Consider the following 20,731-nt stretch of genomic DNA (forward strand, 5'->3'; position numbering starts at 1 on the left):
GCGAGCGGCCACGGGGAGGCGCGCATGAGAGCCGTAGCTCACAGATGTGCGGACCCTCGCACGGGCGTGCACGCACATGCGTGACAATGACCGGGTGACCTCAGCGACCCGACAGCCCGAGCCCCCGGCCGCCGCCACCCGCCCGCGGCTCATCGCCACCGACCTCGACGGCACCCTGCTGCGCGACGACAAGTCGGTCTCCCCGCGCACGGTCGCCGCGCTGGCCGCCGCGGAGCAGGCGGGCATCGAGGTCTTCTTCGTCACCGGCCGCCCCGCCCGCTGGATGGACGTCGTCAGCGCCCACGTCCACGGGCACGGCCTCGCCATCTGCGGCAACGGCGCCGCCGTGGTCGACCTGCACGGCGGTCCCGGCGGGCACAGGTTCGTGAAGGTCCGCGCGCTGCCCACGGAGAACGCGCTGGACGCCGTACGGCTGCTGCGGGAGGCGGCGCCCGGCACGGTCTACGCGGTCGAGCAGACGTACGGCTTCCACCAGGAACCGGCGTACCCGAAACTGCACCTGGAGGTCCCCGACGACCTCCTGCCCGCCGAGGAGATCCTGGCACCGGGCGGCCGCGCCACCGCCGAGCCCGTCCTCAAGATCCTTGCCTTCCATCCGGAGCTGGACCCCGACGGCTTCCTCACGCTGGCCCGCCTGGCCATCGGCGATCGCGCCAACGTCACCCGGTCCAGCCCCAGCGCCCTGCTGGAGATCAGTGGCCCCGACGTCTCCAAGGCCAGCACGCTCGCCCTGTGCTGCGCCGAGCGCGGCATCTCGCACGAGGAGGTCGTGGCCTTCGGCGACATGCCGAACGACGTCGAGATGCTCACCTGGGCGGGGCAGTCGTACGCGATGGGCAACGCGCATCCGGACGTGATCGCCGCCGCCTCGGGGCGGACGGTCGCCAACAACGACGACGGAGTGGCGGTCGTGATCGAGCGGATGCTGGCCCTGCCCTGACGTCCGCCTCCACGGGCGCCGGCCTCGCGGCCCGTCCGGTGCCGTCACAGCGGCACCCCGTGCTGCGACAGCCACGGCACCGGGTCCAGCGCCGAGCCCATCTCCGGGGTGACCCGTACCTCGAAGTGCAGATGGGGCCCGGTGGAGTTGCCCGTGCTGCCGGACTGGCCGATCCACTGCCCGGGCTCGACCCGGTCGCCCTGGTCGACGGCGACGGCGGCGAGGTGGGCGTACTGCGTGTAGTAGCCGCCCGCGTGCTCGATGACGACCTGGATGCCGAAGGCCCCGCCGCAGGACACCTTCAGGACCCGACCCGCGCCGACCGAGCGCACCGGTGTCCCGACCGGCACCGCGAAGTCCTGGCCGGTGTGCCGGTGCGCCCACCGCGATCCGCCGCTGCCGAAGGACGCCGACAGTTCGTAGGTCTCGACCGGAGCCATCCAGGACGGGCCGACGGGCACGTCCGGCTGGTCGAGGCGGACCGCGCCGGGGCACGACCCGGCCGCGACGGAGGAGTCCGCCTGTCCCTCCAGCCGGGACCGCGCCGCCTCCAGCTTGCTCTCGATCTTCTTCTTCAGCTTCCCCAGGTCGACGTTGCGCTTCTCCAGCGCCTGCCAGGCCGCCTGTGCCTTGGCTTCCTCGGCGGCGAGCCGGGCCTCCGCGCGCAGATGCCTGCCGATGGCCCTGTCCACGGCGAGATTCGCGCGGGAGACCGCCCGCTGACCGCGCATCAGCTCGTCGGGGTCGTCGGCGAGGAGCATCCGCGCGGTGAGCGGGAGACCGCCGCCGTCGCGGTACTGGGCCCGGGCGATGCGGCCCAGGTCCTCCTGCATGGCGTCGATCTTCCGCCGTTGCCCGTCGAGCCGCCGCTCGTACTCCAGGGCCTTCGACCGCTGCGTCTCGGCCTCTCGCCGCCCGTCCTCGTACCGACGGGTCGCCTTCGCCGCGTCCTCGTACAGTCGCGCCACCTGCGGCCCGAGACCGGTGCCGGGCCCGCCGTCCCCGTCCATGCCGTCGGTGGGGCGGGCCGCCGGCACGGCGAGCGCGCACAGCAACACCGGAACGATCAACGGGTGCCGGCGGGATGAGCGCATGTCAGCGATGGTGGACCAGCGCGGGCCCCGCGGTCCCGTTCAGCTCGTACGAGTGGGGGACCCGTTGCTGCACACGGCCCAGCGCGACTGCTGCACACGGGGCAGCACGGCGCCGGCCGCGCTCAGTACGGTGCTTCCCACAGCACCGTCGTGCCGGCACCGTCCGCCCCGATGCCCGGCCCGAGCCGACTGGTGCCGCCCACGGACTCGGCGCGGCGCTCCAGGTTGTGCAGGCCGCTGCGCCGGCCGCCCTCAGGAACGCCGACACCGTCGTCCGCGACGGTCAGGCGCACGCCCGGCCGGCCGTCCGGCAGAGTCACCGCCGCGTCCACGACCACCTCGATCCGGCCGGCGCGGGCGTGCCGGAAAGCGTTGGACAGGGTCTCGCGCAGCGCGGCGATGAGGTTCTTGCCGGTCAGGTCGCCGACGGCGGTGTCGACCGGGCCGACGAAGCGGTGCGAGGGCGTGAAGCCCAGCGGGACGGCGGCCATGGTGATCTCGCGCAGTACGCGGGTGCGCAGTCCCGTGGGCGCCTCGGCCGGCTGCTGGAGCGCGAAGATCGCCGAGCGGAGCTCCTGGATGGTGACGTCGAGTTCGTCGACGGCCCCGCCGACCCCGTCGCGCACCTCCGGCACGGCCGACCTGCGCTGGGCGCTCTCCAGCATCATCCCCGTCGCGAAGAGCCGCTGGATGACGAGATCGTGCAGGTCCCGGGCGATCCGGTCCCGGTCCTCGTACACGGCGAGCCGCTCCCGGTCGCGCTGTGCCTCGGCCATCGTGAGCGCCAGCGCCGCCTGCGAGGCGAACCGGTCGCCGAGCGCACGCTCCGTCCGGGTGAACGGGCGGTCCCCCCGGGCCCGGGGCAGGACGAGGCACCCGAGGATCTTCCCGTCCCTGCGCAGCGGCAACAGCATGACCGGCCCGTAGCAGCGCGCCGGTCCGTCGTCCAGGCGGGGGTCGGTGGTGGCGTCGTCCACGAACACGGGGCGTCCGGCGAGCAGTTCCGTCACGATGCCGTTCTCCGGCGGGATGACCGCGCCGAGCGCGTTCGTGGGGCGCGGCGCGTCGACGGCCACGATCTCCAGGCCGCCCCCGTCGGCCGGCAGCAGCACCATCCCGGCGGCCGCCCCGGAGAGGCGGCGGGCCTGCTCGGCGACGATCTGCAGGGCGTCGTCGGTGTCGCCCCCGGCCAGCAGGGCGGTGGTGACGGCGACCGATCCGTCGATCCACCGCTCCCGCTGCTGGGCCGCCTCGTACAGTCGCGCGTTGCCGATGGCGATACCGGCCTCCGTGGCCAGGACCCGGACCATCGCGAGGTCGTAGTCGTTGAAGGGCTCACCCGCGTGCTTGTCGGTCAGGTAGAGGTTGCCGAAGATCTCGCCCCGCACACGGACGGGAACGCCCAGGAAGCTGCGCATCGGCGGGTGGTGCTCGGGAAAGCCGCATGAGCGCGGGTCCTCGGTCAGGTCGGTCAGCCGGACCGGCTCGGGCTCGCGGATGAGCGCGCCGAGCAGGCCCTTGTGGCCGTCCGGGAGGTGGCCGACGCGGCGGACGGTCGCCTCGTCGACGCCGTGGTGCACGAAGTCGGCGAGGCCCTCGCCGTCCTCGGCGACGACGCCGATGGCCGCGTACCGGGCGTGCGCCAGGTCGGCGGCCGTCTCGCAGATCCGGTTCAGCGTGGAGTGCAGTCCCAGTCCGCTGCCGACGGAGCGCATCGCCTCCAGCAGTTTCGGCACCCGTGCCAGTAGCTCGGCCGAGGCCCCCTCATGGGGCGGCGGGGGGCCGGGAGGCGGGACTGGGGACATGACCCGAGCCTAATGAGACCTTTTTGTTCAGGAAAGTCGGATTACCGGAGTCTCTCGCGAATCCGTGGCCGGGCCGACCGGTCACCGTGCTCCCACCAGCAGGTCCGCCGCCGCCTCCCGTCCGGCCATCTCCCGCAGCGGCCCCGGCACGGCCGCCAGCTCCGCGTACGTACCCCGCTGCACGACCCGGCCCCGGTCCAGGACGATCACCTCGTCCACGGCCCGCAGTCCCGCCAGCCGGTGGGTGATCAGCAGGCTCGTACGGCCCTCGGTGGCGGCCAGCAGATCCGCGGTGAGCGCGTCGGCGGTCGGCAGGTCGAGGTGCTCGGCGGGCTCGTCGAGCACGAGGACGGGGAAGCCGGCGAGCAGCGCCCGGGCCAGGGCGAGCCGCTGGCGCTGGCCACCGGACAACCGGGCCCCGTGCTCACCGACCAGCGTGTCCAGACCGTCGGGCAGACTGTCGGCCCACTCCAGCAGCCGGGTCCGCGCCAGCGCGTCGCGCAGCTCGCCCTCGGTGGCGTCCTTCCTGGCCAGGAGCAGGTTCTCGCGGACCGAGCTGTCGAAGAGGTGCGCGTCCTGGGCGCACAGCCCGACCAGCCGCCGTACGTCGTCCCCGGCCAGGGCGTAGGCGTCGACACCGGCCAGCGTGTAGGAGCCCGCGTCCGGGTCGAGGAAGCGCAGCAGCACCTGGGCCAGGGTCGTCTTGCCGGACCCGGACGGTCCCACCACGGCGACGCGGCGCCCCTCGGCCAGCGTCAGGTCCAGCCCCGCCAGCGCGTCCCTGTCCTGCCCGGCGTGACGCGCGGCCAGCCCCTTGAGGACCACCGGGAACGGCGAGGCGGGCGCCTGCCTGGGCACCTCCGGTTCGCGCACCGGCTCCGGATCGTCGAGCACCTCGTGGACGCGCTCGGCGCTCCTGCGCACGCGCTGGCGGTACTGCACGGCGAGCGGCAGTCCGAGTACGGCCTCGAAGGCGGCCAGCGGGGTGAGGACGACGACGGCCACGGCCACCCCGGCGAGTAGGCCGTCGGCGACGGCTTGGGCTCCGACGAGGGCGGCGCCCGCGACGGTCAGGCCGGAGACGAGCGCGGTGAGCCCGTCGCCCAGCGCGGTGGCGGTGGCGGCTCGCGAGGCGATCCGGGTGAGGGTGCCGTCGGCCCGCCGCGCCTCGGCGGCACGACCGGGCAGGGCGCCGGCGACGGTCAGCTCGGCGGTGCCGGTGAGCAGGTCGGTCACGCGGGTGGCGAGCACGCCCCTGGCGGGGGCGAGCCTGCGCTCGGCCCGCCGTGCCACGGCCGCGGTGACCAGCGGAACACCGGCTCCGGCCGCGAGCAGGCCGACCGCGAGCACGGCGCCCGCCTCGGGGAGCAGCCAGGCCGTGAAACCGACCGAGGCGACGGAGACGACCAGCGCGCTGCCGGCCGGCAGCAGCCAGCGCAGCCAGTAGTCCTGCAAGGCGTCGACGTCGGCGACGAGCCGGGTCAGCAGGTCGCCGCGGCGGCTGCGGCGGAGCCCCGCGGGGGCCAGCCGCTCCAGCCGCCGGTACACGGCGACCCGGGTGTCGGCCAGCATCCGCAGCACGGCGTCGTGCGACACGAGCCGCTCCGCGTAGCGGAACACGGCCCGCCCGATGCCGAACGCCCGCGTCGCCGTCACGGCCACCATCAGGTACAGCACCGGCGGCTGCTCGGAGGCCCGCGAGATGAGGTACCCGGAGGTCGCCATCAGGCCCACGGCACTGCCCAGCGCCAGACCGCTGAGCAGCAGCGCGAGACCGAGCCGCCCGCGCCGGGCGCCGGACATGGCACGGACCCGGGCCAGTACGCCCCCGCGCGCCTCCGCAACGGGCTCGGCGGGCCGAGCGGACTCGGCGGCCGGTTCGTCGAGGAAGCCCGGAGCGGCAGTGCGGAGGCCCGCCGCCGCGGCGACCGGTAGTCCGTCGGCGTCGGCGGAGGCGGCGACCATGACCGGCGTGTCCAGCCGCACCACCCGGTCGGCCGCCTCCAGCAGTGCCGGGCGGTGCACCACCAGCAGGACCGTCCGCCCCTGCGCCAGCCTGCGCACGGCGTCCACGACCTCCGCCTCGGTGGCCCCGTCCAGAGCCGCCGTCGGCTCGTCGAGCAGCAGCACCGGCCGGTCCGCGAGAAACGCCCGGGCCAGCGCCAGCCGCTGCCGCTGCCCGGCGGACAGCCCGGTTCCGTCCTCCCCTAGGACGGTCGCCGTGCCCTCGGGCAGCGCGTCCACGAACTCCAGGGCGCCCGCGTCCCGCAGGGCCCGGCGGACGGCGGTGTCATCGGCGTCGGGCCGGGCCAGCCGTACGTTCTCCGCGATGGTGCCGGCGTACAGGTGCGGGTGCTGCGGCACCCACGCGACGCGGGCGTGCCACTGCGCCAGGTCGAGGGAGGAGAGGTCGGTTCCCCCGACCCGGACCCGCCCTCCGGTCGGGGTGACGAAGCCGAGCAGGGCGTTCAGGAGCGTCGACTTGCCCGCCCCGCTGGGGCCGACGAGCGCCACCGTCTCCCCGGGTTCGACGGTGAGGTTCACGTCCGTGACGGCCGCCGTGTCGCGTCCGGGGTAGCGGACCGTCACGCCCTCGAAGACCAGGGCCCCGTCCGCCGGAACCGGCCCGGTCCCCGACGCCGGTACGGGACGCTCCAGCACGGAGAAGATGTCCTCGGCGGCGGCGAGGCCCTCGGCCGCCGCGTGGTACTGCGCTCCCACCTGCCGCAACGGCAGATAGGCCTCGGGTGCGAGGACCAGCACGACCAGGCCGTCGTACAGGGCCATGTCACCGTGGACCAGACGCATGCCGATGGTGACGGCGACGAGCGCGACGGAGAGTGTGGCGAGCAGTTCCAGCGCGAAGGACGACAGGAAGGCGATCCGCAAGGTCCGCATGGTCGCCTGGCGGTACTCGCCGGTGATGCGCTTGATCGACTCCGCCTGTGCCTTGGCCCGGCCGAAGACCTTCAGCGTCGGCAGCCCCGCGACCACGTCCAGGAAGTGTCCGGACAGCCGGGAGAGCAGCCGCCACTGGCGGTCCATCCGGGACTGGGTGGCCCAGCCGATCAGCATCATGAAGACCGGGATGAGGGGCAGAGTGGCGACGATGATGGCCGCCGAGACCCAGTCCTCGGTGACGATGCGGGCCAGCACCGCCACGGGCACGACCACCGCGAGGCCCAGCTGCGGCAGATAGCGCGAGAAGTAGTCGTCGAGGGCGTCGACGCCCCGGGTGGCGAGGGCGACCAGCGAGCCGGTCCGCTGCCCGCTCAGCCAGCCGGGGCCGAGCGCGGTGGCCCGCTCCAGCAGCCGGCCCCGCAGCTCCGACTTCACCGCCGCGCTCGCCCGGTGCGCGGCCAGTTCGGTGAGCCAGCCGACCAGCGCCCGGCCGCAGGCCACGGCCACCAACAGCAGCAGCGGCGTACGGAGCCCGGCGGCTGACGTGCCGTGCTGGAAGGCGCCGACCACCACCTCGGCGATGAGCATCGCCTGCGCGACGAGCAGTCCGGCACCGACGGCTCCCAGGGCGACGACCGCCACCAGGAAGATCCGGGTGGCGCGGGCGTACCGCAGAAGACGTGGATCGATGGGTTTCACGTGAAACAGGCCTTCCTGCCCTGGGGCCCGGTTTCACTGCGTTTCACGTGAAACGCAGTGACACCGGACTCCGTTGGACTCAGTGCGCGGCATCGGCGAGGTGCTGGGTGCCGATGCGCTTGCGGAACACCCAGTACGTCCAGCCCTGGTAGAGCAGGACGACGGGCGTGGCGATCACGGCCAGCCAGGTCATGATCTTGAGCGTGTAGGCGCTGGACGAGGCGTTGGTGACGGTGAGGCTCCAGTCCGCGTTCAGCGTGGACGGCATGACGTTCGGGAAGAGCGTCAGGAAGAGCATCGCCACGGCGGCCACGATGGTGACGCCGGACAGGGCGAACGCCCAGCCCTCGCGCCCGGCCTGGTTCGCCGTCAGCGCGGCGATCAGTGCGGCGACGGCCACCACGAGGGCGACCAGGCTCTTGGCGTCCCCGCTGTCGGCCTGCGTCCAGAGCAGGAAGGCCAGGGCCAGCACGGCAGTGACCAGGCCGACCCGCAGCGCCAGGGTCCGCGCCCGCTCACGGATCTCACCGACGGTCTTGAGGGCGGTGAACACCGTCCCGTGGAAGGTGAACAGGGTCAGCGTCACCAGGCCGCCGAGAAGGGCGTACGGGTTGAGCAGGTCCCAGACCGAGCCGACGTACTCCAGGTCCCGGTCGATCTTCACGCCGTGGACGATGTTGCCGAAGGCCACGCCCCACAGGAACGCGGGGATCAGCGAGGTCCAGAAGATCGCCGTCTCCCAGTTGCGCTGCCACTTCTCCTCGGGCCGCTTCACCCGGTACTCGAAGGCGACGCCCCGGACGATCAGGCAGACCAGGATGGCGAGCAGGGGAAGGTAGAACCCGGAGAAGAGCGTGGCGTACCACTCGGGGAAGGCGGCGAACGTGGCACCGCCGGCCGTGAGCAGCCACACCTCGTTGCCGTCCCACACGGGGCCGATGGTGTTGATCAGCACCCGCTTCTCGGCCCGGTCCCGAGCGAGCAGCTTGGTCAGCACACCCACCCCGAAGTCGAAGCCCTCCAGGAAGAAGTAGCCGGTCCACAGGACGGCGATCAGAACGAACCAGACGTCGTGCAGTTCCATGACTGTGCAGCTCCCTCGGCCTAGTACGAGAAGGCCATCGGCTTGTCGGCGTCACGGAGATCGCCACCGATCTTCGTGGGCGGATTGAGGTCGGCCTCGGTCAGCTCGGGCGGTCCCGCCTTCACGTACTTCGCCAGGAGCTTGACCTCGATGACGGCCAGGACGGCGTACAGCAGGGTGAAGACGGACATCGAGATGATGACCTCGGCGGTGGAGACACCGGGGGAGACCGCGTCGCGGGTCTGCATCACGCCGTAGACGACCCAGGGCTGCCGGCCCATCTCGGTGAAGATCCAGCCCCAGGAGTTGGCGATCAGCGGGAACGCCATCGTCCACAGCGCCAGCAGCCAGTACATCCGGGAGAGCTTCGCCCCGAGCGGCTTCTTCAGCAGCACCAGTCGCGGGACCTCGTCCTCCCCGGTGCGCAGGGCCGGTGGCAGCAGGAACCGCTTCCTCGTCAGCCACAGGCCCAGCAGGCCGAGGGAGAAGGAGGCCATGCCGAAGCCGATCATCCAGCGGAAGCCCCAGTAGGCGACGGGGACGATGGGCTTGTAGTCGCCGGGGCCGAACTGCTCCTGGAGGGCCTTGTTGGTGTCGTTGATGCCGGGCACATAGGACTCGAAGTCGCTGTGTGCGAGGAAGGACAGCAGTCCGGGGATCTCCAGGGCGACCTTGTTGTGCCCCTCGTCGACGTCTCCGTAGGCGAAGACCGAGAAGGGTGCCGGCTTCTCGCCGTCCCACAGGGCCTCGGCGGCGGCCATCTTCATCGGCTGCTGCTCGTACATGACCTTGCCGAGGGTGTCGCCGCTGACCGCGGTGAGCAGGCCGCCGACCGCCAGGGTCACCAGGCCGAGCCGGAGCGAGGTCCGCATCACCGGGATGTGCTTCTTGCGCATCAGGTGGAAGGCGGCGATGCCGACCATGAAGGCGCCGCCCGTGAGGAAGGCCGCCGAGAAGCTGTGGAAGACCTGGTTGAGGGTGGTGTTCTGGGTGAGGACCTGCCAGAAGTCGGTGAGCTCGGCGCGGCCCTTCTCCTCGTTGATCCGGTAGCCGACGGGGTGCTGCATCCAGGAGTTGGCCGCGAGGATGAAGTACGCCGACAGCAGGGTGCCGATCGAGACCATCCAGATGCAGGCCAGGTGGATCTTCTTGGGCAGCTTGTCCCAGCCGAAGATCCACAGCCCGATGAAGGTGGACTCGAAGAAGAAGGCGATCAGCGCCTCGAAGGCGAGGGGAGCACCGAAGACATCACCGACGAAGCGGGAGTAGTCGGACCAGTTCATGCCGAACTGGAACTCCTGCACGATGCCGGTGACGACACCCATCGCGATATTGATCAGGAAGAGCTTGCCCCAGAACTTGGTCGCCCTGAGGTACTTCTCCTTCTCCGTGCGGACCCAGGCGGTCTGCAGTCCGGCCGTGAGAGCGGCCAGCGAGATCGTCAGCGGGACGAACAGGAAGTGGTAGACGGTCGTGATGCCGAACTGCCATCGCGCCAGCGTCTCCGGCGCCAGAGCCAAGTCCACGTCGTCACTCTCCTCACATCGCCACACCACCGTGGTCAGCGGCGGTTTGAGCGTGTTTGTCACACCCAAGGCGGGCGCAATCGGGACACGCTTGTGAACGCGTTCACATTCACAAGCAATTATGACCTACTGCTTTTCGACACCGGAAGGGGGGTCCCCTGTGACGTCAACCCCTTCGCCGGAACTTCGACAGACCGTTGCATCCGAGGGGCGGGAGCCGTGTCCACCGCATGCGAAATCGCGGGACGGCGCCTGGCCGTCCCGCGATGCGTCGTCCCGCCCGGTAGGGGCTACAGCTCCTTGCGGAACTCCTCCGACACCCTCACGAAGATGTCGTTCGCCTCGCTCTCCCCGACCGTCACGCGCACGCCCTCGCCCGCGAAGGGGCGGATGACCACGCCGGCCCGCTCGCAGGCCTCCGCGAAGGCGAGCGTGCGCTCCCCCAGCCGCAGCCAGACGAAGTTGGCCTGGGTCTCCGGCACCGTCCAGCCCTGCGCGCGCAGCGCGTCGACGACGCGGGCGCGCTCGCACACCAGCGAGCCGACCCGGCCGATCAGCTCGTCCTCCGCGCGCAGCGAGGCGATCGCCGCCTCCTGCGCGATCTGGCTGACCCCGAAGGGCACCGCCGTCTTGCGCAGCGCCGCCGCCACCGGCTCGTGGGCGATCGCGAAGCCGACCCGCAGACCTGCCAGGCCGTAGGCCTTGGAGAAGGTGCGCAGGACGCAGACGTTGGGCCGCTCACGGTAGAACTCGACGCCGTCCGGGACCTCCGCGTCACGGATGAACTCGCGGTAGGCCTCGTCGAGGACCACCAGGACATCGCTCGGCACCCGGTCCAGGAACCGCTCCAGCTCGGCCCGCCGTACCACCGTGCCCGTGGGATTGTTGGGGTTGCAGACGAAGATCAGCCTGGTCCGGTCGGTGATCGCGTCCGCCATCGCGTCCAGGTCGTGCACCTCGCCCGGCGTCAGCGGCACCTGCACGGACGTCGCACCGCTGATCTGGGTGATGATCGGGTACGCCTCGAAGGAGCGCCAGGCGTAGATCACCTCGTCGCCGGGGCCCGAGGTCGCCTGGATCAGCTGCTGGGCCACACCGACCGACCCGGTGCCGGTGGCCAGGTGTGCCAGGGGCACCCCGAAACGGTCCGACAGCTCACTCATCAGCGAGGTGCAGGCCATGTCCGGGTACCGGTTGAAGGAGGCGGCCGCGGCCGTCACCGTCTCCATCACACCCGGCAGGGGCGGATAGGGGTTCTCGTTGGAGGACAGCTTGTAGGCCACCGGCCCGTCGGCCGCGGCGGGCTTGCCCGGCTTGTAGGTCGGAATCCCCTCCAGCTCGGCGCGCAGCTTGGGGCTCTTCTCGCTCACCGCAGTCCTCCTCGTGACCACCACCGGCATCGAATACTCCTCACCTTAAGAGGATTCGCCGCCGCTGCGTATAGGGGGGAGCAGACCTCGTCCGTCACACTGGCATCAAGGGCATCAGGGCACGAAGGCGCACGATTCGGGGGGCGCGCCGCACATATATCTACGCGCCGGTGGCTCGCGCCGTGGCGCGCATCCCTCGTGCAGGTGAGTTGAGACCTCTTCGCAACATCCACCACCCCGCAGGCCCTCACTGGTCAACACGTCAGGTAATGGGATGAGTGGACCCAACTGGCTTGCTTTCCAAGGACGTTCACCGTTAATGATCATGCAGAAACGTGACTGTCAACGCGTGCATATGCGTCCGCACTACCCCACCCCATGAGCCCTACTATCGGCTCGCCATGACAGCAGCAGGGAAGCACCAGGTGAGCCGCGCGGAAACCTCACGTCGAGGCAGCCGGCCGGGCCGGGCGGGCATCAGGGACGTGGCCGCCGCCGCCGGAGTATCCATCACTACCGTCTCCGACGCCCTCAACGGCAAGGGCCGACTCCCGGATGCCACCCGGCGCCATGTGCGCGAGGTCGCCGACCGACTGGGCTACCGGCCCTCGGCCGCCGCCCGCACGCTCCGCACCGGCAAGTCCGGACTCATCGGCCTGACCGTGACGACGTACGGGGATGAACCTTTCACCTTCACCGAGTTCGCGTACTTCGCCGAGATGGCGCGCGCCGCCACGTCGGCCGCGCTCGCCCGCGGCTACGCCCTCGTCATCCTCCCGGCGACCTCCCGGCACGACGTGTGGTCCAACGTCGCGCTCGACGGCACGGTCGTCATCGACCCCTCCGACCACGACCCGGTCGTCAGCGAACTGGTCCGCCAGGGCCTGCCCGTCGTCTCCGACGGCCGCCCGGCCGGCTCGCTGCCGGTCACCGCCTGGGTCGACAACGACCACGAGGCGGCCGTACTCGGCATCCTCGACCACCTCGCCGACGCGGGCGCGCGCAGGATCGGCCTGCTCACCGGCACCACCACCGACACGTACACCCACCTGTCGACCACCGCCTACCTTCGCTGGTGCGAGCGCGTCGGACAGGACCCGGTCTACGAGGCCTACCCCGCCCACGACCCGTGCGCCGGCGCGGTCGCCGCCGACCGGCTGCTCGCCCGCCCGGACCGGCCCGACGCCGTCTACGGCCTGTTCGACCCGAACGGCACCGACCTGCTCGCCGCCGCCCGCCGCTACGGACTGCGCGTCCCCGAGGACCTGCTGCTGGTCTGCTGCAGCGAGTCCACCGTGTACGCCAGCACCGAGCCGCCCATCACCACCCTGTCGCTGAAACCCCGCCGCATCGGCACCGCCGTGATCCAGGTCCTCATCGACGCGATCGAGGGGCTGCACTCCGACCAGCCGGTCGAGCAGGTGATACCGACCGAACTGATCGTGCGCACGTCGTCGCAGCGGCGCCCGCCGCGTACGACGGTCAGCCCGCCGCGGTCGCCGGAGGGCGAGTAGCGCGGGCCCGGGGCGCGAATGCGGGACCGGGGCGCGGTCGCGGGGCGGTGGCACACCGCGTGTGGCGCGTCCCGGCCGGAGCGGGACGCGCAAGGGCGACGAGGGCGACGAGGGCGACGGCGCGGAACGACGCGAAACAGGGCGGCGAGACCACATCCGCCACGTCCGGAACACGGGTGGCCCGCGGTCACGGACGGGCGAAGCCAGGCCCAATCGGGGCGAAAGCCGCAGCGAAGCGGAGTCCTGTCCTGATTCACCACCCCTGGGTCATCACACAGCGCGATCCGCATTCCTATGATGGGCCCACACACCGCGGGCCGCTGCGACCAGGCAGTCCGAAGCGGTGCAGATGCGGCGCGATGGTGGAGGGGTCGATGACTCAGGGGGCCGGTCAGGGACCCGAGGTGGAGCGGACGGCGACAGTGCGCGACTTCCGGGTACCCGCGTACGTCCACGAGACCGCTCCGTACGCTGCCCCCGGCACGCACGCGAGCGACTCGGCGCCACCCGCCGAGGAAGGGCTCGAGGAGGCCCTGCCCGAGGGCTACACACCCACCCAGCGCGATCTGCCCGTCATCCGTCGGGGTGACACGGTCCAGGTCACGGTCGACCCCGCACCGGCCGTGGTGCAGCAGCCGGCCACCGGCCAGGGCCCCCTGTTCGTCGTCGGCGACGTGCACGGCTACCTCGACGAGCTGCTGGCCGCCCTGCGGGAGAAGGGCCTCGTCGACGAGGCCGGCCAGTGGTGCGCGGGCACCTCCCGGCTGTGGTTCCTCGGCGACTTCACCGACCGCGGCCCGGACGGCATCGGCGTCATCGACCTGGTGATGCGGCTGTCCGCCGAGGCCGCCGCGGCGGGCGGCTACTGCAAGGCGCTGATGGGCAACCACGAACTGCTGCTGCTCGGTGCAAAGCGGTTCGGCGACACCCCCGTCAACTCCGGCGCGGGCACCGCCACCTTCCAGGCCGCCTGGCTGCTGAACGGCGGCCAGAAGACCGACATGGACCGCCTACAGGACCACCACCTGCAGTGGATGGCCCGCCTCGACGCCATGGAAGAAGTCGACGACCATCTCCTGGTCCACTCGGACGCCACGACCTACCTCGACTACGGCCGCTCCATCGAAGAGGTCAACGACACCGTCCGCGAGACGATCACGCGCAACGACGCGGAGGAGGTGTGGGACCTGTTCCGCAAGTTCACCAAGCGCTTCTCCTTCCGCGACGAGGGCGGCGCCGACGCCGTGCGCTCCCTGCTGGACACGTACGGCGGCACCCGGATCGTTCACGGCCACAGCCCCATCCCCTACCTGCTGGGCGAAGTCGGCTCCGAGGACGGCGAGGACGACACCCGTACCGCGGTCGAGGGACCGCACGTCTACGCGGACGGCCTGGCCATCGCGATGGACGGCGGCGTGACCATGGCCGGAAAGCTGCTGGTCCAGCAACTTCCACTGGATGCCTGACCGTTCACCGGACGGCTTTTCGGGCGGCGCCGTCCGTACGGACCGGCACCCAATTTCTGGAAACCCCCTGTCACCCTCCACCGTCACGGCTCTACCATCGGCTTATCCGTAGCAGGCTCCCCTCCGTTTCTGCCCGACGGCTCGTTGGCATGCGAGCCCCAAGCCCTACGGAGCATCGGGGGATGCACATGAACAGCGTTCCGCAGCATCTGTCGAACGAGGACCGCCAAGAGTACGAGCGGGTCCTCGACGAGGCGCTGCGCTCCGCACCACACCGCCCGGAGCTGACCGCGGTCGGTCAGCGGCTCAACTCCGAACAACTGCGCACCATGGCACTCAACGCCACCGCCCTCATCACGGCGGCGGCCACGACCGAGTACCAGCACTACGTGAAGGTCCGCGAGGAACTGCGCCACCCGGCGCCCTCGGGCCCGTCGTCCGCCACGCGCGAATCCGGCTCCCAGGAGCAGGGCACGAGCGCGGGAGGACTCGCCGCCACCATGGGCGAGATGGCCGAGGCGACCGGTGCGGGGGCCGTCGCCGTCGTCGCCGTCCTGGCACCGGTCCTGGCCGGGACCGCGGCGGCGATATTCCTGCTGGTCGGCTATCTCCTGAAGATGCTCGATCCGGAGGAGACCTTCGCGCAGACCATGCTCACCACCGGATGGGTGTTCGGTGCCTTCACCGCGGTGGCGATCCTCGTCGCCGCGGTGGGGCTGCTGCTCACCGCGCTGCGCAACCGCCCCTCCGCCGAGTCCGGCTTCTACAGCGCCCGCGACGAGGAGGTGACCCGGGCCAGGGATGCCTGGCACGAGGCGCTGCTGGAACGGGGCATCCTGCCCTTCCTCCGGGAGGCGCTCAGCGAACCGGGCACGGCGGCACTGCACCGCACCGGACCGGCCGCCCCGAGCGGCAGCCGCATGCCGCACCTCGGCTACGGCCGTCCCGGGTTCACCAGCCCCGACGGCGGCCCCGACGCGGGACCGCGGCCGAGCTACTCGAGCCCGGACTACAGCAGCCCGGACTTCGGTGGACCGGAACACCGGCCCGAGTAGCCACCGGCACGGGCGGGCAGCGCCTCAGAGGATGCCCGCCCGGCCGGCGGCAGTGATCCAGGACGGGAACTCGGACAGCAGACGGTCGTACAGTTCCGGGTCCGGTACGGTGCCGATGTCGTCGACGGCGAAGAAGCCCACGTTGTCGACGCGGCGGCCCGGCAGGGTGTCGAACCGCTCCAGCACCCCGTATTCGGCGCGCCCGAGCCCCACGAACTGCCAGAAGACAGGTTCCTCCACGGCCTCCCGCAGCTCCCGCTCGATCTCGGCGTTGCGGTAGACACCGCCGTCGGAGAAGAACAGCACCAGGGTCGGAACCGGCGCCGGGTGGTCCCGAACGAAGGCCCGGACCTCGGCGATCACCTTCTGCTCCTCGTTCTGGATGCCGACCGCCCGCATGTCGACCTGCTCGGGGTGCAGGCCCTTCTTCCTGCCCCGCCGGAACAGGCTGATCTCCCCCACGCGCACGTGCAGCCGCAGCCACTCGGGCAGCTCGCCCAGGCGCAGGTCGGGCAGGCGGGCCGGGTTGGAGGCGAAGGTCCAGGCCTGCATCTCCCCGTCGTCGTCCAACTGCGCGGCGACGGCGGCCATCCGCTCCACGACGTCCGCGACGACGCCCTTGGAGTAGAGGAAGGACATGGACCCGGAGGCGTCCAGTACGAGGAGGACGCGCGCGGTGATCCCGGCCGCCCCGTGCTTGCTCAGGCTGACCGCGACCTGCTCCTTGCGCAGGGACAGCCGCTTGCGCATGTCCACGGGCAGGCGTTCCTCGCCCTTGGTGAGACGGGGGCCGGTGGCGGGCGGCGCCGGGACCGGTGACGGTACGGACGCCGGCGGTGGGGCGGAGACCGGCGGAGCCGTCGGCCTGGGCGCGGGGGCGGCCGTCGGCGGGGCGGTGGCCCGGGTCGCGGCCGCCGGGGGAGCGTCGTCCACGGTGATGCCGAAGTCGGTCGCCAGCCCCGCGAGCCCGGAGGCGTAGCCCTGTCCGACCGCACGGAACTTCCACGTCCCCTGGCGCCGGTACAACTCGCCGCCGACCAGCGCGGTCTCCGTCCCGGCCGTGATGTCGAACCGGGCCAGTTCGGTGCCGGACGCGGCGTCCAGCAACCGCAGCGACAGCCCCGGCACCCGGCCGAAGGTACCGCCGTCCGCCGAGGCGCACAGGACGATGCGTTCGACCGACGACTCCACCGAACGCAGGTCCACCTCGACGGCATCGGTCGTGACACCCGCGTTCGCGCCGGGGCCGACCCGCTTGCCCAGGTGGCCCACCGCGCCCGACGTGTGGCGGGGCTGGTTGTAGAAGACGAAATCGCCGTCGTCCCGCACCCGTCCGGCCGAGGTGAGCAGCAGCGCCGAGGCGTCGACCTCGGGGACGCCCGGCCCGGCGGACCACACGAGTTCGGCGCGCACCACGGGGGAGTCGACGGCGACGTTGGCACCCTTGCTCAGGGAGGTGGCTGTCATGCGTCCAGTCTGCCGAGCAGGACCCCTCGACGGGGAGAGGGCCGGCCCCGCGGCCTGTCCCCCTCCCCGCACCGGTGCGCTCAGTCCGCGATCGGCAGATACACGCGGTTGCCCGCCGCCGCGAACTCCTTCGACTTCTGCGCCATGCCCTCCTCGATCTCGCCCTTGCTGCTCCCGTGCTGCCGGCGAATGTCCTGCGAGATCTTCATCGAGCAGAACTTGGGCCCGCACATCGAGCAGAAGTGGGCCGTCTTGGCGGGCTCGGCCGGCAGGGTCTCGTCGTGGAACTCCCGTGCCGTGTCCGGGTCGAGGGCCAGGTTGAACTGGTCCTCCCACCGAAACTCGAACCGGGCGTCCGACAGCGCGTCGTCCCACTCCTGTGCACCTGGGTGACCCTTGGCGAGGTCGGCGGCATGGGCGGCGATCTTGTAGGTGATGACGCCGGTCTTGACGTCGTCACGGTTGGGCAGGCCCAGGTGCTCCTTGGGCGTGACGTAGCAGAGCATGGCCGTGCCCCACCAGGCGATCATCGCGGCACCGATGCCGGAGGTGATGTGGTCGTACGCCGGCGCGACGTCCGTGGTCAGCGGACCGAGCGTATAGAACGGAGCTTCATCGCAGATCTCCTGCTGAAGGTCGATGTTCTCCTTGATCTTGTGCATCGGGACATGTCCCGGGCCCTCGATCATGGTCTGTACGTTGCAACGCTTGGCGATCCGGTTGAGTTCCCCGAGGGTGCGCAACTCGGCGAACTGCGCCTCGTCGTTGGCGTCCGCGATCGACCCCGGGCGCAGGCCGTCGCCGAGGGAGTACGTGACGTCGTAGGCGGCGAGGATCTCGCAGAGTTCCTCGAAGTTCTCGTAGAGGAACGACTCCTTGTGGTGCGCCAGGCACCACGCCGCCATGATCGAGCCGCCGCGCGAGACGATGCCGGTCTTGCGGTTCGCGGTCAGCGGTACGTACGGCAGGCGCACACCGGCGTGGACCGTCATGTAGTCCACCCCCTGCTCGGCCTGTTCGATCACGGTGTCCTTGTAGATCTCCCAGGTCAGCTCCTCGGCCCGGCCGTCGACCTTCTCCAGGGCCTGGTAGAGCGGCACGGTCCCGATGGGGACGGGGGAGTTGCGCAGGACCCACTCGCGCGTGGTGTGGATGTTGCGGCCGGTGGAGAGGTCCATGACCGTGTCGGCGCCCCAGCGGGTCGCCCAGGCCATCTTGTCCACCTCCTCCTCGATGGAGGATGTCACCGCCGAGTTGCCGATGTTGGCATTGACCTTCACCAGGAACCGCTTGCCGATGATCATCGGCTCGATCTCGGGGTGGTTGACGTTGGCGGGCAGCACGGCACGTCCCGCGGCGATCTCCTCACGGACCACTTCCGGCGAGACGTTCTCCCGGACGGCCACGTACTCCATCTCCGGCGTGATCTCGCCCCGGCGTGCGTACGCGAGCTGCGTCACCGCGTTGCCGTCCCGGCCGCGGCGGGGCTGGCGCGGCCGGCCGGGGAAGACGGCGTCGAGGTTGCGCAGGCCGCCGCGCGGCGAGGTGTGCTTGACTCCGTCGTCCTCGGGACGGACGGGACGGCCCGCGTACTCCTCGGTGTCACCGCGGGCGATGATCCAGTTCTCCCGCAGCGGTGCGAGGCCCCTGCGGACATCGGTGTCGACGAGTGGATCGGTGTACGGGCCCGAGGTGTCGTACAGCGTGACCGACTGCCCGTTGGTGAGGTGCACCTGACGGACCGGCACCCGCAGATCGGGGCGCGAGCCCTCGACGTACGCCTTGTGCCAGCCGATGGACTTCCCGGCCTCCGTGGTCTCCGCGGTGTCCTCCTGGACGGAGTTCTGTGCGGAGTTCTGTTCGGAGCTCTGAGCGGAATTCTGTGCGGAGGCAGGCGTGCGTGCGTCCTTGATGGCCATGAGACCTACTCCCTACGCCGGCATTACCCGGTAACAGGTTCGGCGGTCGACGCAGCGGATTCCGTCCGGCGGCGCTTCGTGGGATACATCACTCGACTTCGGTGACGTTTCCCGTGAAACATCGCTGGGACGGAGGTCAGCGCCCTCTCAGCCCGGTGCTCCGAGCTCCCGCGTGTACAAAGGTGCCTCCACGCTAACGCCCATTCGGGCGCGGTGAACAGAGGGCCCCCCTTGTTCTTGCGATGATCGGGCGGTGACCACACCGCAGCATCCCTCCTTCCCGCCGCGTCGGCCCGGCCGCGGACCGAACGCCGAAGAGGGCGACGGCAGGGCAGCCGACCACGTCCCCGTCGTCACTCACGGCGCGAGCGACGGCAGACCTGAGGCTGGTCACGGGCACGGAGCGGGCGACGCGCACGGCGCGGGAAGCGGGCACGGTGCGGGAAGTGGGCACGGTGCGGGAAGTGGGCACGGGCACGGGCACTCGCACAGTCACGGGCCGGCGGCCCCCGTGTCCCGGCATCTGCGGAAGGTCATCGCCGCGGTCCTGATCCCCTTCGCCGCGGCCGTGCTGGTCGGACTCGCGATGCTGTGGCCGGGCGGCGCACCGCCGCACGAGCGCACCGGAGTCGGCTTCGACCGTCAGACACAGCAGGCCACCGTCACCAAGGTGGTCGAGCTGAGCTGCCAGTCCGTCAACGCCTCGGGCGGCACTCCGACCGGCGACACGTCCACCGCCGAGGGTTCCTCCGCGGTGCAGCAGGCGAAGGGCGAGTGCAAGCGGGCGACCATCCGCGTGGACACCGGCGACGACAAGGGCCGTACGTTCGAGGAGATCGTGCAGCCGGACCAGTCACGGCAGTTGCACCAGGGCCAGGAGGTGGTGGTCGCCTACGAGCCCTCCGCCCCCAGGGACCTGCAGTACTCGGTGACCGACATCAACCGCCGGCTCCCCCTGGCCCTGCTCGCGGGCATCTTCGCCCTCGCCGTGGTGGTCGTCGGACGGCTGCGCGGCCTCATGGCGCTGGTCTCGCTGGCCATCAGCTTCATGCTGCTGAACTTCTTCATCCTGCCCGCCATCCTGCAGGGCTCGAACCCTCTGGTCGTGGCGGTGATCGGCTCCAGCGCCATCATGCTGATCGCGTTGTACCTGTGCCACGGGCTGTCGGCCCGCACGTCCGTGGCGGTGCTCGGCACCTTGATCTCGCTGCTGCTGATCGGTGTGCTCGGGTCGCTCTTCATCGGCTGGGCCGCGCTCACCGGCAACACGGACGACAACACCGGGCTCATCCACGGCCTTTACCCGTCGATCGACATGAGCGGTCTGCTGCTCGCGGGGGTCATCATCGGTTCGCTCGGTGTCCTCGACGACGTGACGGTCACGCAGACGTCGGCGGTCTGGGAACTGCACGAGGCCAATCCGACGATGGGCTGGCGGGGCCTGTACCGCGCGGGCATCCGCATCGGCCGCGACCACATCGCCTCGGTGGTGAACACCCTCGTCCTGGCCTACGCGGGCGCCGCGCTGCCCCTGCTGCTGCTGTTCTCGATCGCGCAGAGCGGGGTGGGGACGGTCGCCAACAGCGAACTGGTCGCGGAGGAGATCGTGCGGACGCTGGTCGGCTCGATCGGGCTGGTGGCATCCGTGCCGGTCACCACGGCCCTCGCCGCCCTGGTCGTGTCGGCGGACCGGCCGGCCGGCGGGGCGCCCCAGGCGGCGGGAGCCATGGCGGCCGGGGGCCCGGGTGCCCCCGCCCGTGGCGGGCGGGGGCGGCGCCGGGAGCGCGGGGACGCCCGGCCGAGAGGGACGGCACCCCCCCCGGGCGGGCGGACGACGGCCACCCCGCCTCCGCTCCCCGGCCCGGAGGCG

At 71.4% G+C, this 20,731-nt stretch carries 12 protein-coding genes and 1 pseudogene; 5 read left to right on the forward strand and 8 right to left on the reverse strand.

Annotation, left to right across the window (positions count from 1 at the left end; translation table 11 throughout):
• Positions 1–76 precede the first annotated feature (76 nt).
• Positions 77–961: an HAD family hydrolase gene (locus BZZ08_RS22935; RefSeq protein WP_198601639.1), complete on the forward strand. Its 885-nt coding sequence runs from the start codon at positions 77–79 to the stop codon at positions 959–961.
• Between the two features lie 44 nt (positions 962–1,005).
• Here the strand turns inward: BZZ08_RS22935 and BZZ08_RS22940 are convergent, their stop codons facing one another.
• The 6 genes from BZZ08_RS22940 to hisC form a co-directional block, all read right to left on the reverse strand.
• Complete coding sequence (locus BZZ08_RS22940; protein ID WP_104634136.1) at positions 1,006–2,055, reverse strand: M23 family metallopeptidase; 1,050 nt, start codon at positions 2,053–2,055, stop codon at positions 1,006–1,008.
• A gap of 122 nt (positions 2,056–2,177) precedes the next feature.
• Entirely contained in the window at positions 2,178–3,860 is a 1,683-nt protein-coding gene (locus BZZ08_RS22945; protein WP_104634137.1) for a sensor histidine kinase, read from the reverse strand.
• Between the two features lie 81 nt (positions 3,861–3,941).
• Positions 3,942–7,460: a thiol reductant ABC exporter subunit CydD gene (gene cydD, locus BZZ08_RS22950; protein WP_104634138.1), complete on the reverse strand. Its 3,519-nt coding sequence runs from the start codon at positions 7,458–7,460 to the stop codon at positions 3,942–3,944.
• Positions 7,461–7,539: 79 nt separating this feature from the next.
• Positions 7,540–8,544, reverse strand: coding sequence for a cytochrome d ubiquinol oxidase subunit II (gene cydB, locus BZZ08_RS22955; protein WP_104634139.1), 1,005 nt, complete (start codon positions 8,542–8,544; stop codon positions 7,540–7,542).
• 20 nt (positions 8,545–8,564) lie between these two features.
• Entirely contained in the window at positions 8,565–10,070 is a 1,506-nt protein-coding gene (locus BZZ08_RS22960; RefSeq protein WP_104634140.1) for a cytochrome ubiquinol oxidase subunit I, read from the reverse strand.
• A 290-nt stretch (positions 10,071–10,360) separates the two neighbouring features.
• Complete coding sequence (hisC, locus tag BZZ08_RS22965) at positions 10,361–11,440, reverse strand: histidinol-phosphate transaminase (protein ID WP_104634141.1); 1,080 nt, start codon at positions 11,438–11,440, stop codon at positions 10,361–10,363.
• Positions 11,441–11,841: 401 nt separating this feature from the next.
• On the opposite strand from hisC, the gene BZZ08_RS22970 reads away from it, so the two are divergent.
• The 3 genes from BZZ08_RS22970 to BZZ08_RS22980 all read left to right on the forward strand — a co-directional run bounded on the left by BZZ08_RS22970 (position 11,842) and on the right by BZZ08_RS22980 (position 15,475).
• A complete protein-coding gene (locus BZZ08_RS22970) occupies positions 11,842–12,954 on the forward strand; it encodes a LacI family DNA-binding transcriptional regulator (protein WP_003975000.1) in 1,113 nt (370 codons plus the stop codon).
• A 359-nt stretch (positions 12,955–13,313) separates the two neighbouring features.
• Positions 13,314–14,420, forward strand: a complete 1,107-nt coding sequence (gene sppA, locus BZZ08_RS22975; protein ID WP_104634142.1) for a Ser/Thr/Tyr protein phosphatase SppA — start codon at positions 13,314–13,316, stop codon at positions 14,418–14,420.
• A gap of 182 nt (positions 14,421–14,602) precedes the next feature.
• On the forward strand, positions 14,603–15,475 hold the full coding sequence (locus BZZ08_RS22980; RefSeq protein ID WP_104634143.1) for a hypothetical protein: 873 nt from the start codon (positions 14,603–14,605) through the stop codon (positions 15,473–15,475).
• Between the two features lie 24 nt (positions 15,476–15,499).
• On the opposite strand, the gene BZZ08_RS22985 is transcribed toward BZZ08_RS22980, so the two are convergent.
• Positions 15,500–16,942, reverse strand: coding sequence for a VWA domain-containing protein (locus BZZ08_RS22985; protein ID WP_104634144.1), 1,443 nt, complete (start codon positions 16,940–16,942; stop codon positions 15,500–15,502).
• 80 nt (positions 16,943–17,022) lie between these two features.
• Positions 17,023–18,861 carry a phosphomethylpyrimidine synthase ThiC gene (gene thiC / locus BZZ08_RS22990; RefSeq protein ID WP_104634145.1) on the reverse strand — a complete coding sequence of 613 codons (1,839 nt, stop codon included), beginning with the start codon at positions 18,859–18,861 and terminating at the stop codon, positions 17,023–17,025.
• Positions 18,862–19,114: 253 nt separating this feature from the next.
• Here thiC and BZZ08_RS22995 point away from each other — a divergent pair.
• Positions 19,115–20,647 (forward strand): annotated as a pseudogene (locus tag BZZ08_RS22995) (YibE/F family protein); the annotation flags it as partial.
• Between the last annotated feature and the right edge of the window lie 84 nt (positions 20,648–20,731).

The organism is Streptomyces sp. MH60 (genome assembly GCF_002939385.1).
Lineage (GTDB): Bacteria > Actinomycetota > Actinomycetes > Streptomycetales > Streptomycetaceae > Streptomyces.